Origin of the sequence: Streptomyces sp. NPDC006551 (genome assembly GCF_040611675.1) — a bacterium.
Classification (GTDB): domain Bacteria; phylum Actinomycetota; class Actinomycetes; order Streptomycetales; family Streptomycetaceae; genus Streptomyces.
Window position 1 is genome coordinate 61,191 of sequence record NZ_JBEXOT010000021.1, and the last position, 17,450, is coordinate 78,640.

Sequence of the window (17,450 nt, forward strand, 5' to 3'; positions counted from 1 at the left end):
GGTGGCCGGCGGGTTCAGCCGGCCGGGGACGCGGACGTCGGCGCGGTGCGGAGTGCCAGGGGTCGGGGGGCGATGCGGTCCAGGTAGGCGAGGAGCAGGTCGGCGGTCTCGGCGGACCGCAGCCTCATCGACGCCGTGCGAGCGGCGGTGTGTGCCGCGCGGGCGGGCCGCTCGTCCCACAGGCGGTCCACTTCGGCCAGGAGCAGTCCCGCGTTCTCCCGGACCACACCGCGCAGGGCGGGCGCGCCGATCTGCTGGGCGAAGTCGAAGACCTTTCCGGCGTAGGGCAGGGGCAGCAGGGGGATATGTGCGAGCGCGGCGAAGATCAGGAAGTGCAGTCTCATGCCGATGGCCAGGTCCAACCGCTGGACGATGTCGATGACCTGCTGTGGGCGGTAGGTGCCGTGCAGGACCGTGCAGCGTCCGGCGTCGGCCATGTGGGACGCGACGGCGTGCGCGTGCCGGATGTCGTCGCGTTCCATGGGGACGAAGACGACATGGGCGTCCAGGCGGTTGACGAGGAAGTCGCCCACGTTGGCGAGGAGTTGGTGGTAGCCCTCCTCGTCGAGGTGTTCCGCCGCGCGGCCGGGCTCCCGCACGCTCATCCCGACGAGCCGCACTCCGCTCGGTACGGCCTCCGCCCGGAGCAGTTCGCCCCCGCCGTCGCCGGGCTGGAGGAGCAGCGCCGGGTCGGCGGTGACCGTGATGGGACGGTTCAGCCCGGCCTCTTCCAGGACCAGCTTCGACTCCTCGTCGCGGACCGTCACCTCGGCCGCCTCGGAGAGCGTCGTACGGACCCAGGTGCAGTCGACCTCGTCGGTGAGGGGGCCGGCGCCGACGGCATAGGTGAAGACGGGTACGCCGTGGTCCTGAGCGGTGCGCGCCAGTCGGAGGTACCGGCGCGCCTCGGTGTTGTAGAGAATTCCGCCTCCGCCGAGCACGAGCACGGTGAGGTCTCGCAGGTGCTCGCTGATCCGCTCCCTGTTCACGCCTTCCCACGCCACCACGTCGATGCCCGGATGGGCGACGCGGCTGTGGTCGGGATCGCGGGAGAACAGCACCACGCGGGCGTCCGGACGCCCTGCCCTGATGCGGTCCAGCATGGCGGTGAGGATCGCCTCGTCGCCCACGTTCCGCCCGCCGTAGGAACCCAGCACTCCTACGGTGACGCCGTTTCCGTCGCCCATGATCGGCCCCTCGTGTACCTGTTCGCGCACTCCCCCACCAGTTCACCCCATCGGGAGATTTACGCATCTCGAGATACGGCGCGGCCCGAAGCCTGACGAACGGAGTAACGCGTGGTGACCCCCACGCCGGGCCTGTCGTTCAGCCTCGAGCGGATCCGGAACGACGAAAGGTCATCCTGTGGACGGCGCGGAACGAAGGAACGAGGCGGACCGGAGCACGGGCCGGTGGGCGTACATCGGCTCGTTCACCTCGGGGGGCGGCAAGGGCATCACGGTCGCGGCAGTGGACGAGGCCAGCGGTGCGCTGACCCCGCGTACGACCGTCGGCACCGTGCCGAACCCCGCGTGTCTCGCGCTCGCGCCGGAGACCGGGGTCCTCTACGCGGTGAGCGACACGGAGGAGGGCGGAGTCGCTGCCTTGCGGCCGGAAGCCGGTGGGCTCACCGCTCTGGGCCCGGCGGTGGGGGTCGGCGGGGCCGGGACCACCCATCTCAGTGTGGTGGGGCGCCGGCTGCTGACCGCCAACTACGCCTCCGGCAGCGTCAGCAGCCTCCCGTTGGGTCCCGACGGCGGTGTCTCCGGTCCCCCCGTCGTTCTGGCGCACCGGGGCTCCGGTCCCGACCCGGAGAGGCAGCAGGGGCCTCACGCCCACCAGGTGCTCCCCGACCCCGGCGGTCGATGGGTGGTGAGCGTGGACCTGGGGAGCGACTCGGTGCGGGTCTGCGCGCTCGACCGGACCACCGGAGTGCTCAGGGCGCACACCGAGACGGTGCTCCGTGCCGGGTCGGGGCCGCGTCACCTCGCCTTCCATCCGGACGGCGAGGTGGTGTACGTGCTCCACGAGCTGGAGCCGCAGTTGACGGTCTGCCGTTGGGAGGCGGAGTCCGGGCGCCTGGAACCGCTGTCGGAGGTCGCCATCGACTCCGACGGTGTCCCCGAAGGGGAACGGGCCTACCCTTCCGTCGTCTCCGTCTCGCCCGACGGACGCTTCGCCCGGGCGGCGGTGCGGGGCAGCAACAGGATCCTGACGTTCTCCGTCGCCGAGAACGCCGAGAAACCACAGCTCGTGGACGGCGTCGACTGTGGTGGCAGCTGGCCGCGCGATCTGGTGACCGACCCGTCGGGGCGCCGGGTGTACGTCGCCAACGAGTGGTCCGGCGACATCACCTGGTTCGACGCGGACCCGCGGACCGGGCGACTTCGCCGTGCCGGCGCGGTGGAGGTACCGGCCGCCGCGTGCGTGGTCTTCTCCTGAGCCGCGTGGTGCACCGGTCCACGCTCCGGACCTGCTCGCCGGTCATGTACTCGTTCGGACGACGAACGAGATCCAGGTGTCGGGCGGCAGGTCCGGGCGGCCCGGTACCGCCCTGCGCTCCTCGGTCCACGTGTCACCGGCGATCTCGGTGGCGACGCGACGCCAGAAGTGGACCGCGGCGACGTTGACCTCCTGGAAGGCGACCTCCCACGGCCCCGGATGGCGGGCCACGACCGCCTGAGCGGCACGCAGGCCGATCCCCGTCCTGCGCGCGCCCCGCACCACGAAGAAGCTGTTCAGCACGCGGGTCGGTCCGGTCAGGCCGCGCACGAACGCGAGACCGGCCGGGCGCCCACCACTCCTGAGGAGATAGGGCGCCCAGCCGGGCTCCGTGAGGGCGGCGTGCAGCCGATCAGCGCGGAACGCTCCGTGGGGATCGGGCAGCACACCGTCGAACTCCGACATGTCGTGGCGGAACATCAGCCAGAGGCGCTCCAGCGTGGGGCGGTCGGAAGCGTCGGCGAGACGCGCGGTGACGTCGGGCATGGGTCTCCTTCGTGGTCGGCGGCCGGGGACGGGTTCCGGGGCATGAAAAAAGCCTCCCCGGCGGAGGCGATGCCCGGCCGGGAAGGCGTGACTGCTGCTCGACAAACTAGCAGGCTCCCGCGACCGGCCGTCCGCGTGCCAGCCCGGGGCGAGCGGGGGACCCTGGAGACATGCCACGAGCCAACGACCAGGTCGAGGCGCTGCTCCAGGAGTACGCCGACCTCATCGCGATCAGGGGTGGGGAGGCTTTCAAGGCGCGCGCCTACGAGAAGGCCGCCCGCGCCGTCGGGGGCCACCCGGAGGACGTGTCGAAGCTCGACGCCAAGGCGCTGCGCGAGATCCCGAACGTCGGCAGGTCGGTCGCCGACAAGGTCCTGGAGTATCTGCGCACCGGCCGCATGACCGTCGTCGAGGAGGCCAGGGCGTCCGTACCGGCCGGAGTGCGCGAGCTGATCGCGATTCCCGGGCTCGGGCCCCGTAAGGCCATGGTCCTGTACGAGGAGTTGGGCGTCAGCTCCGTCGACCAGCTGCTCGACGCCATCCACCGGGAACGGCTGCGCGATCTGAAGGGCTTCGGCGAGCGGACCGAGGACAACATCCTGCACGGCATCTCCGTACTGCAGAACGCCGGCAAGGGCCGGATCCTGGTCAACGCCGCCATGGACGTCGCCGAGCAGCTCGTGGCCGAGCTGTCGGACATCCGTGGCTGTGAGCGGTGCGCGTACGCGGGGTCATTGCGCCGTATGAGGGAGACCATCGGCGATGTGGACATCCTGGTGGCGGCGGACCGGTCGGGCCCGTTCATGGACGCCCTCACGGCGCTCCCGCACACGGCCGAGGTCATCGCGCACGGGCAGAAGAAGACCTCCGTCCGGACCACCACGGGCCTCCAGGTTGATCTGCGGGTCCTTCCCCCCGCCTCCTGGGGCGCGGGGCTGCAGTACTTCACCGGCTCCAAGGCGCACAACATCCGTACGCGCGAACTCGCCGTACGGCATGGTCTCAAGCTGTCCGAGTACGGGCTCTTCGACGTGGAGAGCGGCGAGAGCGTCACCTCCGAGACGGAGGAGGCGATCTACGCGAGGCTCGGACTGCCCTGGATACCCCCGACCCTGCGCGAGGACCGGGGCGAGATCGCGGCCGGGCTGCGAGGCGAACTCCCCGACCTGCTCACCGAGAAGGACATCCGCGGCGATCTGCACACCCACACCGACCTCACCGACGGGCTGGCCCCGCTGGAGGACATGATCGCGGCCGCCGCGGACCGGGGCTACGCGTACTACGCGGTGACCGATCACGCCCCGAACCTGTACATGCAGCGTATGACCAGCGAGAAGATCCTCGCCCAGCGCGAGCGGGTACGTGCCCTGGACGGCGCCCACCGCAGGATGCGGCTGCTGCACGGCACGGAACTCAACATCGGGCCGGACGGCGCCCTGGACTGGCCCGACGAGTTCCTCGCGGAGTTCGACATCTGCGTGGCCTCGGTCCACTCCCACTTCAACCAGAGCAGGCAGGAGCTCACCCGCCGTCTCGTCCGCGCCTGCGAGAACCCGCACGTCGCGGTCATCGGCCATCCCACCACGCGCCGGATCGGCAAACGCCCGGGCATCGACGCCGATTTCGACGCGGTCTTCGCCGCGTGTGCCCGGGCGGGCACCGCTCTGGAGATCAACGCGCATCCCGAGCGTCTCGACCTGTGTGACGAGGACATCCTGCGTGCGAAACGGTACGGGGTGAAGTTCGCCGTGAACTCCGACGCGCACACGACCACGCATCTGCCCTACATGCGGTACGGGGTGGCGACGGCGCAGCGCGGCTGGCTGACGACGGACGACGTCATCAACACCTGGCCGCTCGCGAAGCTGCGCCGGTTCCTGGCCAAGAAGGGCGGCTGAGGCGGCCGCCGCCCGGGCTGGGCGGTCGGCTCGGCGGCGCCCAGTCGCCCCGGAGAGACGGTGCGCGGGAACCGGAGCCACCGCGCCGGGAGAGGCGCCGCCCGGGGCCGGAGCCGCCGCGCGTGTGGCGGCGGGCGGGCCGAGTATCTCGTGCCTCGCTGGGTAGGCGCCGACCGGCTTCTCGTGGAGCGACAGGGAGGTGTTCCCATGACCACACCGAGCAACCCGGACCCGGATCCGCGTGCCACCCCAGGACTCGACGCAGGCGGCGGCGTCCCGCCCGGGGAGACCCCTCCGGCCGAATCCGGTACGGGCACCGGTACCGGCCCCTACCGGCCGCCGCGGCGCGGCTGGGGCCGAGGACCCCTGCTCATCGTGTGGGTCCTCGCCGCCGTGTGCGCGCTGTTCTTCCTCGCGTACGCGATCGTGCTGGCGACTCGGTGACCGACCGGCCACTGTCGCCGCGGCGGACTCCCGCCGCTCTTCCGACCGAGGCACGCGGAGCGCGCGCCGAAGGAGGTGGTTCACGATGACCCCGAGCACCGCACCCGCGCCAGTGCCGTCCGGCCGGCGCAGAGCGCGTCACGCCGTGCCCGGCGCCCTTCTCGCGGCGGCCGCGGGGCTGTTCGCCCTCGCCGGATGCGGGGGCGACGGTGACGGTTCGGGCGGCGACGGCAACCCCACTCAGGCGGTCTGCGCGGATCTGGCCGATCTCAAGTCGCAGACGGGCGAGATGGCCACCATGGAGCCCTCCGGGACCGTGACGGATCTGCAGGACATGCGGGCCGACCTGTCCGAGGACCTGGGTGACGTGGAGGACACGGCCGAGGGGACGGCCGTGAGGACCGACGGCCTGCGTGCGGCGTTCGACAGGCTGGACACGTCCATGGACCGCCTCGACAGGAACATGACCGGCACGGCGGCCGTGGACCAGATCAAGCCCGATCTGGACGCGCTGACGAAGGCCATCACCGACGCGGAGCGCTCGGCCGGGTGTGCAGGGGGCTGACCCGCCTCCCAGGCCTCATGGAACGGCGCCTCCGGACATTCCGGAGGCGCCGTTCCATGACACAGAACGACCACCTCCTCCGCAGGCTCCGCACCCGGAGCAAAAGGGGCAAGCAGGGGTGAAAGTGTGATTGCGGGGAGCAGCGCCGCTCGATGCGGGTAGCGGCGGGTCCGGACGCCGGGCCCACGCCCGAATCCGTTCGACGCCGCCTCGGCGGCATTTCACCCGGTCAGGCGGTTTCGCGTGGCGGAGCCGATCCGTGTGAAGCACGCTGGAGGCTCCGTAGAAGCTCCCCCGGACAGTGCCCCATCCCCGTCGGGCACGCGGGGGCGCCGCCGACTTTCGGCCGCTCGGGAGCTGCGGCTCGTCTCCCCTCACATCCGCCGGAGGAGATCACCATGGCAAGTTCATTCGCGTCCCGCTGGGAGCACGCGGTCGTCACGGGCGGCGCCGGCTTCGTCGGCTCGCACCTGTGCGCCGCACTGCTCGACGCGGGAACGGCGGTGACCTGTGTCGACGACTTCAGCACCGGGCGGCGGTCGAACATCTCCTCACTGCTCGACCGCCCGGACTTCACCCTGCTGGAGGCGAACGTCTCCGAGCCCTTCCAGCCCGACCGGCCGCCCGACCTCGTGCTCCACTTCGCTTCGCCCGCCTCCCCGGCGGACTATCTGCGCCTCCCCCTGCACACCCTGGAGGTCGGCAGCCTGGGTACGCGCAACGCCCTGGCCCTCGCCCGCGCCTCCGGTGCGCGGTTCGTCCTCGCCTCCACGTCGGAGGTGTACGGCGATCCGCAGGAGCATCCGCAGAGCGAGCGGTACTGGGGCAATGTGAACCCCGTCGGACCGCGCAGCGTGTACGACGAGGCCAAGCGTTTCGGCGAGGCGCTCACCACGGCCGAGGCGTCGGCGCACGGCACCGACACCGCCATCGTGCGGCTCTTCAACACCTACGGACCCCGGATGCGCGGATACGACGGACGCGCCGTGCCGACGTTCGTACGGCAGGCGCTGGCCGGCGCGCCCCTGACGGTCACCGGTGACGGGCTCCAGACCCGGTCGCTGTGCTACGTCGACGACACCGTCCGGGGCATCCTCGCGGCGGCCGCCCACGGGATGCGCGGCCCCGTCAACCTCGGCAACCCGGCCGAGATCACCATGCTGGACCTGGCCCGCTGGATCGTGGAACTCACGGGCTCCCGCTCTGAGATCCGGTTCATCGAGCGGCCCACCGACGATCCCGCCGTCCGCTGCCCGGACATCACGCTGGCCAGGGACAAGCTCCAGTGGGAGCCCACCGTCCAGGCGGAAGACGGGCTGCGCCGCACCATCGCCTGGTTCCGCGCCCATCAGGACGACTGAGGACCACCGACCAGCCCGCGTACCGCGCCGCCCTCTTCGAGCGGCCGTGTCCCCGCAGCGGAAAGGCCCCCGCCATCATGCGTGTTCTCGGAATCAACGCCCTCTTCCACGACCCCGCCGCCGCGCTCGTCATCGACGGGAGGACGGTCGCCGCCGCGGAGGAGGAACGCTTCTCACGGCGCAAACACGGCAAGCGCCCGGTGCCGTTCTCCGCCTGGGAGCTGCCCGAGCAGGCGGCCCGGTGGTGCCTGAAGCGCGCCGGACTGCGACCGCAGGACCTCGACGCCGTCGCGTACTCCTACGATCCCGCACTGGCCCTGCCGGCCGACGCCATGGGCCTCGACGACCCCTGGGACCACCTCCGGCAGACCTACGCGCGCGAGGTCCCCGGATTCCTGAAGACCTCGCTCCCCGGGCTCGACCCCGGCATCGTCCGCTTCGTGGGCCACCACATGGCACACGCCGCGTCGAGCGCCTTCGCAGCGGAGGACGCCGAGACCTCCTCGGTCCTCGTCCTCGACGGGCGGGGAGAGCGCAGCTCGCACCTGGCGGCGCGGCGGACCGGCGACCGCATCGAGCCGCTGTACGCGCAGGGTCTCCCGGAGTCCCTCGGTCTGGTGTACGAGGAGCTCACCGCGCATCTCGGATTCCTGCGCTCCTCCGACGAGTTCAAGGTGATGGCGCTCGCCTCGCACGGCTCTCCGCGCATGCTGGGCGAACTGCGCCGGTACGTCCATCCGACGGGCGACGGCGGTTTCCGCGCCGGCAGCGTGCCCTGGGACGACTTCTGTCCGCCCCGTGGGCCCGACGAGCCGTGGACCCAGGCCCACGCCGATGTCGCGGCGAGCGCGCAGGCCGTTCTGGAGGAGACGATGCTGGACCTGGTGCGCTGGCTGCACGGGCGCACGCACGACCGGGTCCTGACGCTGGCCGGCGGCGTCGCCCTCAACTGCGTGGCCAACTCGCGGATCGCGCGCGAGGGCCCGTTCGCACGGGTGTGGGTGCAGCCGGCCGCCGGCGACGCCGGAACGGCGCTCGGCGCCGCCCTGCTGCTGTCGGCGGAGGCCGGGGACGGCCCGGAGCCGATGCCCGGAGCGGCCCTGGGCCGGGACTGGTCGGACGCGGAACTCGGCGGCTGGCTGAAGACCGCGGCGGTGCCGTTCGAGCGTCCCCCGGACATCGCGGCCACCGTGGCCGAGGCGCTGGCCGAGAACGCCATCGTGGCCTGGTTCCAGGGGCGTTCGGAGTACGGTCCCCGGGCGCTCGGCCATCGCTCGCTGCTCGCCCATCCCGGTCACGCGGGCAATCTGGAGCGCCTCAACGACGTGAAGGGCCGCGAACAGTTCAGGCCGGTCGCGCCGATGGTGCTCGCCGACCGGGCCGCCGAGATCTTCGACGGGCCCCTGCCCAGCCCGTACATGCTCTTCGTCCACGACGTCGCGCCGGAGTGGCGGGAGCGTATCCCGGCGGTGGTGCACGTGGACGGCACGGCACGCATCCAGACCGTGGACCCCGGCCTGGAGCCGCTGGTGGCGCGCATGCTGGGCGAGTTCGAACGGCGGACCGGACTTCCGGTGGTCGTCAACACCAGCCTCAACACGGCGGGACGGCCCATGGTGGACGACCCGCGTGACGCGCTGGAGTGCTTCGGCTCCTCGCCGGTGGACCTGCTGGCCATCGGGCCGTACGCGGTCCGGCGCGGCGAGATGTTCCGGCCCGGGGCGAACGGGTGGTCGCGGTGAACGGCCCCCGCCCCGTGCCGTCGTACGCGGTCGTCGTACCGACCCTCGGCCGGCCGAGCCTCAACCGATGTCTGGCCGCGCTGGCCGCCTCCCCGGGGCCGGGGCCGGCGCGGGTGGTGATCGTCCACGACCGTCCCGGCGAGGACGGCACGGTGCCCGGTCTGGAGATCCCGGAGGTCCTGCGGCCGGTGACCGTCGTGGTGCCAGGGCGGGCGCGCGGTCCGGCGGCGGCCCGGAACACCGGTGCCGCGGCGGCCGGTCCGGTGCCGTGGATCGTCTTCCTCGACGACGACGTGGTGCCCTCGTCCACGTGGGGCGAGGACCTGGCCCGGGATCTCGCCACGGCGTCGTTCGACACGGGGGCCGTCACGGCCCGCATCGACGTACCCCTGCCGGTGGACCGCCGCCCCACCGACTGGGAACGCAATACGGCGGGTCTGGCAACCGCCCGCTGGATCACCGCGGACATGGCCTTCCGCCGGGAGGCGCTGGACGCGTCGGGAGGCTTCGACGAACGCTTCCGCCGCGCGTTCCGGGAGGACGCGGACCTGGCGCTGCGGCTGCTGGCCGGCGGCTGGATCCTGGCGGCGGGAACCCGCCGGACCACGCATCCGGTACGGCCGGCGGATCGCTGGATCTCGGTACGTCAGCAGGCCGGCAACGCCGACGACGTGCTGATGCGCCGGTTGCACGGGCCGGACTGGTGGTCCCGGGCGCATGCCCCGCGCGGCCGGATTCCCCGCCACCTCGCGGTGACCGCCGCGGGGGCCGGGGCCCTGTGCTGCGCCGCGTTCGGCAGGCGGACGGCCGCGGCCGTGTGCGCGGCGGCCTGGCTGGCCGGCACGGCCGAGTTCGCCTTCGCCCGCATCGCCCCCGGTCCCCGCACCCGGGAGGAGATCACCCGCATGATCCTGACGAGCGCGGTCATCCCGGCCGCCGCCACCTGGCACCGGCTGCGCGGTCATGTCGTCCACCGTGGCGCCCACCCCCTCGGCCCGGCCCGCCGGCCCTCCCTGAACCCGGCGCTGCCGGACGAGCCGCTGCGCGAGGAGGTCGGGTCATGAGCGCCCCCTCGCCGGCGCGGGCCCGCCCCGCCGACGCGAGCCGGCTCCAGGCCCGCTCCCGCGAGGACGTGCGCATGGCCGGCGCCGTCGACGGGGACGGCAGCGACGGCGGCCCGTGGGTGCTCGGTGGCGACGTGGCCGGCGCGCCGCTTCCGCCGAGGCCGGCGTGGGCCCGGGGACCGTACGCCCGGTTGCCGGAGGCGGTCCTGTTCGACCGTGACGGCACCCTGGTCGTCGACGTGCCGTACAACGGGGATCCGGACCGGGTGACGCTCATGCCGGGGGCGGCGGAAGCCGTCGCCGCCGTCCGCAGCCTCGGCATCCCGGTCGGCGTGGTGAGCAACCAGTCGGGCGTCGCCCGTGGCCTGATCACCCGTCAGGACGTCGAGGCGGTACGGCGCCGCGTGGACGAGCGCCTCGGTCCCTTCGCCGTCTGGGCGGTCTGCCCGCACGGCCCGGGTGACGGCTGCCCGTGCCGCAAGCCCGCGCCGGGTCTGGTCCTGGCCGCCTGCGCGCGGCTGGGGGTGCGGCCGTCCCGCACGGTGGTGATCGGCGACATCGGGGCCGACGTCGAGGCGGCGCGTGCCGCGGGCGCCCGGGGCATTCTCGTACCGACGGCCGTGACCCTGCCCGGCGAGATCGAGGCGGCCGCCGAGACGGCCGCCGACCTCCCGGCCACCGTCCGAATGATCCTGCTGGGCACCGGCTCCGCCGCCGGCGCGCGGCCGCGGGGCGGTGTCCGATGACCGCGCCCCGCACCCTCGTCGTACGCCTGGACAGTGCCGGAGACGTCCTGCTCGCGGGCCCGGCCGTCCGGGCGGTCGCGGCGGGCTCCTCGCGGACCGCGGTGCTGTGCGGCCCGCTGGGCGCCCCCGCCGCCGAGGTACTGCCCGGGGTGGACGACGTCCTCGTCCATGACGCGCCCTGGGTCGGTCTGGAGCCGCCTGCGGTGTCGCGCCAAGACTGCGCGGCGCTGATCGACACGGTCTCCGCCGGCCGGTTCGACCGCGCGCTGATCCTCGTCTCGTACCACCAGAGCCCCCTTCCGGCGGCGCTCCTGCTGAGGCTCGCCGGGGTGCAGTGGATCGCCGCGGACAGCGAGGACTATCCCGGCTCCCTGCTCGATCTGCGGCACCGCCGGCTGCCCGGCCGGCACGAGGCGGAGGCCGCGCTGGACCTGGCCCACGCGTGCGGCTTCGGGCTTCCGCCGGGCGACGACGGGGCGCTGCGCGTCACCGAGCGGCCCGACACCACGGAGCTCACCGGTCCGGAGCCGTACGTCGTGCTGCATCCGGGCGCGGCGGTGCCGGCTCGCGCGTGGAGCCCGGCACGGGCGGAGCGGGCCGCCGCCGCCCTGCACGAGGCGGGCCACCGGGTGGTGGTGACCGGCAGCCGCGCCGAGAAGGCGCTGACGGCACGGGTCGCGGGCCGGCACGGACTCGACCTCGGCGGGGCGACCCCCGGTCTGCGCACCCTCGCCGGAGTCCTCGGACGCGCGCGGTGCGTGGTGGCGGGCAACAGCGGTCCCGCGCATCTGGCGGCGGCCGTGGGCACGCCCGTGGTCTGTCTGTTCGCGCCGGTGGTCCCCGCCGAGCGCTGGCGCCCCTTCCGGGTGCCGCAGGTGCTGCTCGGCGACCAGAACGCCCCCTGCGCGCTCAGCAGGGCGCGAACGTGCCCGGTCGAGGGACATCCCTGCCTCGACGCGGTGAGCGATGCCGAGGTGATCGCGGCGGTGGCCGCGCTCCTCGGCCGACCGGCTCCCGGTGCTCCGGTCCGACCGGAGGACGCGTACGGGACGGAGCGAGGAGCGACCGTATGAACATCCTCCTGTGGCATGTGCACGGTTCCTGGACGACCGCGTTCGTCCAGGGCCCCCACACCTATCTGGTTCCGGTCACGCCGGACCGGGGAGCCGACGGGCGGGGCCGGGCCGAGACCTTCGCCTGGCCGTCGACCGTGCGCGAGGTCTCTCCGGAGCAGCTCGCGAACACGCCGGTGGATCTGGTCGTGCTCCAGCGGCCCCACGAGGAGGAACTGGCCACGCGATGGCTCGGCGGCCGTCGCCCCGGGAAGGACGTTCCGACGGTGTACCTGGAGCACAACGCCCCACGCGGCGACGTGCCCGACAGCCGCCATCCGATGGCCGACCGCGAGGACCTGACGCTGGTTCACGTCACCCACTTCAACCGACTGTTCTGGGACAACGGCTCCACCCGCACCGCCGTGATCGAGCACGGCATCGTCGACCCCGGCCACCGGTACACCGGCCGTCTGCCGAGGGCCGCGGTGGTCGTCAACGAGCCGGTCAGGCGCCGCCGTTACGTGGGTACGGACCTGCTGCCGCTGCTTGCCGAGGCGGCGCCGCTCGACGTCTTCGGCATGCGGACCGAGGGGCTCGCCGCTCATCTCGGACTGACCTCCGACCGGTGCCGCACGGCCGATCTCCCCCAGGAGCGCCTGCACGGCGCCATGGCCGAACGCCGTCTGTATCTGCACCCGGTGCGCTGGACCTCCCTCGGGCTCTCCCTCCTGGAGGCCATGCATCTGGGGATGCCGGTGGTGGCGCTCGCCACCACGGAGGCCGTCGAGGCCGTCCCCGCCGGCGCCGGGACGCTCTCCACCCGCCCGGAGATCCTCGCGCGGGCGGCCCGGCACTACCTCGCCGAACCGGAGGCGGCCGCCCAGGACGGTGCCCGCGCCCGGCAGGCGGCCCTCGAACGGTACGGCCTCAAACGCTTCCTGGACGACTGGGAGCGCCTCATCGCGGAGGTACGGTCATGACATCCTTCTCCTCGCTCGACGGCCGCCCCCTGGCCCTCGCTCTCGTCTCGGAGCACGCCAGCCCGCTCGCGACCCTCGGCGGAGTCGACGCCGGCGGGCAGAACGTGCACGTGGCCCATCTCGCCGGGGCGCTCGCCGACCGCGGCCACCATGTGACGGTGTACACCCGGCGCGACGATCCGGACCTGCCGGACCGTACGCCGCTGCGCCCGGGCGTCGAGGTGCACCATGTCCCCGCCGGGCCTCCGGAACAGATACCGAAGGACGAACTCCTTCCGTACATGCGCGAGTTCGCCCGTCATCTGGCCGGCCAGTGGCGGGCTCGCGCACCCGACGCGGTGCACTCGCACTTCTGGATGTCGGGTCTCGCCGCGCTGTGGGCGACGCGGGAGACCCGGATCCCGGTTGTGCACACGTACCACGCCCTCGGCACGGTCAAGCGGCGGAATCAGGGGCGTGCGGACACCAGCCCGCCCGCCCGCGTCGCCTGCGAGGCGGACGTCGGTACGGGGTGCGACCGGGTGATCGCCACCTGCCGGGACGAGGTCGACGAACTGGCCGCCATGGGCGTTCCGCGCGGCAAGGTCGACATCGTCCCCTGCGGCGTCGATCCCGAGGTGTTCCGCCCGGACGGTCCGGTCGCGCCGCGCGGCGCCTATCCGCACCGGCTCCTGCAGTTGGGGCGGCTCGTGCCGCGCAAGGGAGCCGCCGTGTCGATCGCGGCCCTGGCCCGGCTGCGGACGGCGGAGCTCCTGGTCGTCGGCGGCCCGCCCCCCGACCGGCTCGACGGCGACCCGGAGGTGCGACGGCTGCGCGCCCTCGCGGGGGAAGCGGGAGTGGCGGACCGGGTCCGCTTCCTGGGCGGAGTGCCGACCGCCGAGGTGCCCGCCCTGATGCGCAGCGCGGACGTGGTGCTCTGCCCGGCGGACTACGAACCGTTCGGCATCGTGCCGTTGGAGGCCATGGCCTGCGGGCGGCCGGTCGTCGCCAGCGCCGTGGGCGGCCAGCTGGACACCGTCGCCGACGGGGTCAACGGGCTGCTCGTGCCGCCGAAGGACCCCACGGCGCTCGCCGCCGCGGTGACCGTGATGCTCGCCGATCCCGCCCTGCGCACCGCCTACGGGAACGCCGGCCGTCGGCGCGTCCTCGACCGGTTCTCCTGGGCGCGGGTGGCGGCCGCCACGGAGGGGTCGTACCGCACGGCGCTCGCCGCGCGCGTCCCCGTCGCGGGAGCGCTCTGACCGCCCACGGCGGCCACCCGGCCTGGCGGCCGGACCGCCGTCGGAGTCACCAAGCCGGAAGGAGGTGCGGCAGGCGCTCGGCGAAGCGCCCGGCCGGCACACCATGAGCGAATCACACACGTACGAGACCGCCCAGCGCCACTGCCGGTCGCTCCAGGCCGCTGTGGAACGCCTGCGCCGCCAGGACCTCGGGCGTCTCGCGCGGTGGGGCGACCGTCTCGCCGAGACACTCCCTGCGGGCGGCCGACTGCTCGCGGCGGGCAACGGCGGCAGCGCCGCCCAGGCTCAGCACCTCACGGCCGAACTGGTCGGGCGCTACCGGGAGGAGCGGCCCGCCTACTCGGCGATCTCGCTGCACGCGGAGACGTCGAGTGTCACGGCCATCGGCAACGACTACGGATTCGAGCACGTCTTCGCCCGCCAGGTCGCCGCGCACGGCCGTACCGGTGACGTCCTGATGCTGCTGTCGACCTCCGGCCGCAGCGCGAACCTGCTCTCGGCCGCCATGACCGCCCGCTCGACCGGACTCCCCGTCTGGGCCCTCACCGGGCCGGCTCCCAACCCCCTGGCCGAGGTGGCCGACGAGGCGCTGTGCGTCGACGGGGCCACGACGGCGACCGTCCAGGAGGCGCATCTGGTGGCCGTCCATCTGCTCTGCGAGTTCTTCGACGCCGCGGTCGCGGCGGCGCGGGCGGCGGAGTCTCCCCGGGGCGAGTGGACGCCTCCCCCGGCCGCCGGGCCGTCGTCCCAGGCCGCCGGACCGTCCTCCCGGGTCGCCCACAACGGTGTGCCGCACGATCCCGGCGCGCCCACGGTCCCGATCCTCCGGAGGTCGCCGTGAACACGTCCGGACCCCTCGTCGTCGTCGGCGACCTCCTGCTCGACCAGGACATCGAGGGAGAGGCCACCCGGCTCGCCCCCGACGCCCCCGTGCCCGTCGTCGACGTCGCCGGGGAACGGTCCCGGCCCGGTGGTGCCGGGCTCGCCGCCGTGCTCGCGTCGCGGTACCGCGACGAAGTCGTCCTGATCGCGGCGCTCGGCCGGGACCCGGCCAGTGACACCGCGCGCCGCGCGCTGCGCGGCCGCGTCGCACTGGCGCGGATCCCGCTGGAGGGCACGTTGCCCGTGAAGACACGCGTCCTGGCCGGCGGCCGCCCCCTGGTCCGGATCGACCGCGGCGGCGGTACACCGGGCCGGCCGGGTGAGCGGGCGCTCGCCGCCCTCGCCTCCGCCCGCGCGATCCTGGTCGCGGACTACGGCCGCGGCACCGCGGACGTCCTCCGTACGGCGCTGGCCGCGGCGGCCCCGCGCGTCCCTCTGGTGTGGGATCCGCATCCCCGGGGCGGCCCGCCCGTGCCGGGGGCCCGTCTGGTCACCCCCAACGCGGCCGAGGCGGGCACGCTCAGCGCCCTGGCCGGCGCCTCCCTGCGCGCCCATGCCGACCGGGGCGCCGATCTCGCCGAGCGGTGGGCCGCGGGCTCCGTGGCCGTCACGCTCGGCGCGCGGGGAGCGCTCCTCGCCCGGCCCGGTGCGGCACCGGTGCTCGTTCCGGCGCCGTACCGCGCCGAGGGCGACCCGTGCGGAGCGGGCGACTGCTTCGCCGCGGCGGCCGCGGCCGCCCTGGCCGACGGCGCCCTGCCCGAGGAGGCGGTCGCCCGCGCGGTCGCCGAGGCGGCGGCGTTCGTGAACGCGGGCGGCGCGGGTGGTCGGGGGCTGTGGGAGCCGGCGTCCGCCCCCGAGGCCGAACGGCCGTTGCCCCGCGACGCGTTCGAGCTGGCCCGCCAGGTCCACGCGCGCGGCGGCACGGTCGTGGCCACCGGCGGGTGCTTCGACCTCCTGCACGCCGGGCACGTGGGGCTGCTCGAGAACGCGGCACGGATCGGGGACTGCCTGATCGTCTGCGTGAACTCGGACGCGTCGGTGGCCCGGCTCAAGGGCCCGGGGCGGCCGCTGAACCCGCTCGCCGACCGCGTCCGCGTGCTGAGCGCCCTGGGCAGCGTCGACGCGGTCGTCGCCTTCGAGGAGGACACGCCCGTACGGCTGCTGGAGTCACTGCGTCCCGAGGTGTGGGTCAAGGGCGGCGACTACGCGGCCGACGACCTTCCGGAGGCCGAGGTCCTGCGGAAATGGGACGGCCAGGCGGTCGTGCTGCCGTACCTCGACGGCCGCTCCACGACGTCCCTCGCCGACCGGGCCGCCCGGGCGGCGGCCGCCCCGCCGCCGGCCGCGCGATGACGGCCCGGGAGGAAGCGATGCCCCTCGACGGAACCGCCCGGCGCGCCGGCGCCCCGTACGAGGACGGCCCGTACGAGGACGGCGGCGCACCCCCGTACGAGCCCGACGGGCACCGGCCGGCGCTGCTGGTGCTGCGGGCGCTCGGTCTCGGCGACCTGCTGACCGCCGTGCCCGCGCTGCGGGCGCTGCGCCGGGGGTTCCCCCGGCACGAGATCGTCCTGGCCGCCCCGGGACGGCTCGCGGAGGTCGCACGGGCCACCGGCGCGGTGGACCGGCTGCTGCCGACGGACGCCCCGGGGCGCGAGGTCCCGGCCGCCCTGGCGTGGCAGGGCCCACCACCCGACGTGGCGGTCGATCTGCACGGCTGCGGCCCGCTCAGCCACCGGCTCCTCCAGCGGCTCGGCCCGGACAGGCTCTGGGCGTTCGGCCACGCGGAGCTGCCGGGCCTCGCGGGGCCGCGGTGGCGCCCGGACGAGCACGAACGGGAGCGCTGGTGCCGGCTGCTGCGCTGGTACGGCCTCGACGCCGACCCGGGCGAGCTGCGGATCCCGCCGCCGCCCGTCCCCTCGCCCGCGCCGGGCGCCGTGGTGATCCATCCGGGGGCGGACGCCCCGGCCCGCCGCTGGCCCGTCGACCGGTTCGCCGCCGTGGCGGCGAGTGCGCGGGAAGCGGGGCACCCGGTGGTGGTGACGGCGGGCCGGGGCGAGGGAGCGCAGGCCCGGGCCGTGGCGGAACGGGCCGGGCTGCCCGCCGCGTCGGTCATCGGGGGGCGGGACGACGTGCCCTTCCCGGAGCTGTGCGCGCTGGTCGCGCGGGCGCGGTGCGTGGTGGTGGGCGACACGGGCCTGGCCCATCTCGCCTCGGCGCTGTGCACCCCGTCCGTGGTGCTGTTCGGCCCGGTGGCGCCCCTGCTGTGGGGGCCACCGCCGGACGGCCCCCACCGGGCGCTGTGGCGTCCCTCCCCCGGCGACGACCCGCTGCGGCCGGGCGACGCGAACGGTCTCCTGCCGGACGCGCGACTGCTGCGCATCACGGTCGACGAGGTACGGGAGGCGGTACGGGACCTGACCGCCGACACCGGTCCCGAGGCCCGCGGGGCGCCCGCGAGGGCGCTGCCATGAGCGTCCGTAC

At 74.4% G+C, this 17,450-nt stretch carries 16 protein-coding genes; 14 read left to right on the plus strand and 2 right to left on the minus strand.

The window, feature by feature from the left end; genetic code table 11:
• Positions 1-14: 14 nt before the first annotated feature.
• Complete coding sequence (locus ABZY12_RS19995) at positions 15-1,187, minus strand: polysaccharide pyruvyl transferase family protein (protein WP_356892044.1); 1,173 nt, start codon at positions 1,185-1,187, stop codon at positions 15-17.
• Positions 1,188-1,365: 178 nt separating this feature from the next.
• On the opposite strand from ABZY12_RS19995, the gene ABZY12_RS20000 reads away from it, so the two are divergent.
• Positions 1,366-2,442: a lactonase family protein gene (locus ABZY12_RS20000; protein WP_356892046.1), complete on the plus strand. Its 1,077-nt coding sequence runs from the start codon at positions 1,366-1,368 to the stop codon at positions 2,440-2,442.
• 42 nt (positions 2,443-2,484) lie between these two features.
• On the opposite strand, the gene ABZY12_RS20005 is transcribed toward ABZY12_RS20000, so the two are convergent.
• On the minus strand, positions 2,485-2,988 hold the full coding sequence (locus ABZY12_RS20005) for a GNAT family N-acetyltransferase (protein ID WP_356892048.1): 504 nt from the start codon (positions 2,986-2,988) through the stop codon (positions 2,485-2,487).
• 170 nt (positions 2,989-3,158) lie between these two features.
• On the opposite strand from ABZY12_RS20005, the gene polX reads away from it, so the two are divergent.
• The 13 genes from polX to ABZY12_RS20070 all read left to right on the plus strand — a co-directional run bounded on the left by polX (position 3,159) and on the right by ABZY12_RS20070 (position 17,440).
• The gene (gene polX, locus ABZY12_RS20010) at positions 3,159-4,886 is read left to right on the plus strand and encodes a DNA polymerase/3'-5' exonuclease PolX (RefSeq protein ID WP_356892050.1); all 1,728 of its coding nucleotides are present in this window, start codon (positions 3,159-3,161) and stop codon (positions 4,884-4,886) included.
• A gap of 207 nt (positions 4,887-5,093) precedes the next feature.
• Positions 5,094-5,330 (plus strand): DUF6480 family protein, encoded by a 237-nt coding sequence (locus ABZY12_RS20015; RefSeq protein WP_356892052.1) that lies wholly within the window; start codon positions 5,094-5,096, stop codon positions 5,328-5,330.
• Positions 5,331-5,415: 85 nt separating this feature from the next.
• Positions 5,416-5,895 carry a hypothetical protein gene (locus ABZY12_RS20020; RefSeq protein WP_356892054.1) on the plus strand — a complete coding sequence of 160 codons (480 nt, stop codon included), beginning with the start codon at positions 5,416-5,418 and terminating at the stop codon, positions 5,893-5,895.
• Positions 5,896-6,293: 398 nt separating this feature from the next.
• Positions 6,294-7,256 (plus strand): NAD-dependent epimerase/dehydratase family protein, encoded by a 963-nt coding sequence (locus ABZY12_RS20025; RefSeq protein WP_356892056.1) that lies wholly within the window; start codon positions 6,294-6,296, stop codon positions 7,254-7,256.
• A 77-nt stretch (positions 7,257-7,333) separates the two neighbouring features.
• On the plus strand, positions 7,334-8,998 hold the full coding sequence (locus ABZY12_RS20030; protein ID WP_356892058.1) for a carbamoyltransferase C-terminal domain-containing protein: 1,665 nt from the start codon (positions 7,334-7,336) through the stop codon (positions 8,996-8,998).
• A complete protein-coding gene (locus tag ABZY12_RS20035; RefSeq protein WP_356892060.1) occupies positions 8,995-10,062 on the plus strand; it encodes a glycosyltransferase in 1,068 nt (355 codons plus the stop codon). The genes ABZY12_RS20030 and ABZY12_RS20035 overlap by 4 nt, the downstream gene beginning before the upstream one ends.
• Complete coding sequence (locus tag ABZY12_RS20040; protein ID WP_356892062.1) at positions 10,059-10,808, plus strand: HAD-IIIA family hydrolase; 750 nt, start codon at positions 10,059-10,061, stop codon at positions 10,806-10,808. The genes ABZY12_RS20035 and ABZY12_RS20040 overlap by 4 nt, the downstream gene beginning before the upstream one ends.
• Positions 10,805-11,881, plus strand: a complete 1,077-nt coding sequence (locus tag ABZY12_RS20045) for a glycosyltransferase family 9 protein (protein WP_356892064.1) — start codon at positions 10,805-10,807, stop codon at positions 11,879-11,881. Before ABZY12_RS20040 ends, ABZY12_RS20045 begins: the two co-directional genes overlap by 4 nt.
• Positions 11,878-12,843: a glycosyltransferase gene (locus ABZY12_RS20050; RefSeq protein ID WP_356892066.1), complete on the plus strand. Its 966-nt coding sequence runs from the start codon at positions 11,878-11,880 to the stop codon at positions 12,841-12,843. The genes ABZY12_RS20045 and ABZY12_RS20050 overlap by 4 nt, the downstream gene beginning before the upstream one ends.
• Complete coding sequence (locus tag ABZY12_RS20055; protein ID WP_356892068.1) at positions 12,840-14,084, plus strand: glycosyltransferase; 1,245 nt, start codon at positions 12,840-12,842, stop codon at positions 14,082-14,084. Before ABZY12_RS20050 ends, ABZY12_RS20055 begins: the two co-directional genes overlap by 4 nt.
• A 103-nt stretch (positions 14,085-14,187) precedes the next feature.
• Positions 14,188-14,925, plus strand: a complete 738-nt coding sequence (locus ABZY12_RS20060) for an SIS domain-containing protein (RefSeq protein ID WP_356892070.1) — start codon at positions 14,188-14,190, stop codon at positions 14,923-14,925.
• Positions 14,922-16,319, plus strand: coding sequence for a D-glycero-beta-D-manno-heptose 1-phosphate adenylyltransferase (rfaE2, locus tag ABZY12_RS20065; protein WP_356892072.1), 1,398 nt, complete (start codon positions 14,922-14,924; stop codon positions 16,317-16,319). Before ABZY12_RS20060 ends, rfaE2 begins: the two co-directional genes overlap by 4 nt.
• A 17-nt stretch (positions 16,320-16,336) precedes the next feature.
• Complete coding sequence (locus ABZY12_RS20070; protein WP_356892075.1) at positions 16,337-17,440, plus strand: glycosyltransferase family 9 protein; 1,104 nt, start codon at positions 16,337-16,339, stop codon at positions 17,438-17,440.
• The last annotated feature ends 10 nt before the right edge of the window (positions 17,441-17,450 follow it).

What these genes read in the sequence shown, in the direction of transcription:
- ABZY12_RS19995 (WP_356892044.1), bottom strand. Translation starts at nt 1,187, where the DNA reads ATGGGCGACGGAAACGGCGTCACCGTAGGAGTGCTGGGTTCCTACGGC.
- ABZY12_RS20005 (WP_356892048.1), bottom strand. Translation starts at nt 2,988, where the DNA reads ATGCCCGACGTCACCGCGCGTCTCGCCGACGCTTCCGACCGCCCCACG.
- polX (WP_356892050.1), top strand. Translation starts at nt 3,159, where the DNA reads ATGCCACGAGCCAACGACCAGGTCGAGGCGCTGCTCCAGGAGTACGCC.
- ABZY12_RS20015 (WP_356892052.1), top strand. Translation starts at nt 5,094, where the DNA reads ATGACCACACCGAGCAACCCGGACCCGGATCCGCGTGCCACCCCAGGA.
- ABZY12_RS20020 (WP_356892054.1), top strand. Translation starts at nt 5,416, where the DNA reads ATGACCCCGAGCACCGCACCCGCGCCAGTGCCGTCCGGCCGGCGCAGA.
- ABZY12_RS20025 (WP_356892056.1), top strand. Translation starts at nt 6,294, where the DNA reads ATGGCAAGTTCATTCGCGTCCCGCTGGGAGCACGCGGTCGTCACGGGC.
- ABZY12_RS20030 (WP_356892058.1), top strand. Translation starts at nt 7,334, where the DNA reads ATGCGTGTTCTCGGAATCAACGCCCTCTTCCACGACCCCGCCGCCGCG.
- ABZY12_RS20040 (WP_356892062.1), top strand. Translation starts at nt 10,059, where the DNA reads ATGAGCGCCCCCTCGCCGGCGCGGGCCCGCCCCGCCGACGCGAGCCGG.
- ABZY12_RS20045 (WP_356892064.1), top strand. Translation starts at nt 10,805, where the DNA reads ATGACCGCGCCCCGCACCCTCGTCGTACGCCTGGACAGTGCCGGAGAC.
- ABZY12_RS20050 (WP_356892066.1), top strand. Translation starts at nt 11,878, where the DNA reads ATGAACATCCTCCTGTGGCATGTGCACGGTTCCTGGACGACCGCGTTC.
- ABZY12_RS20055 (WP_356892068.1), top strand. Translation starts at nt 12,840, where the DNA reads ATGACATCCTTCTCCTCGCTCGACGGCCGCCCCCTGGCCCTCGCTCTC.
- ABZY12_RS20060 (WP_356892070.1), top strand. Translation starts at nt 14,188, where the DNA reads ATGAGCGAATCACACACGTACGAGACCGCCCAGCGCCACTGCCGGTCG.
- ABZY12_RS20070 (WP_356892075.1), top strand. Translation starts at nt 16,337, where the DNA reads ATGCCCCTCGACGGAACCGCCCGGCGCGCCGGCGCCCCGTACGAGGAC.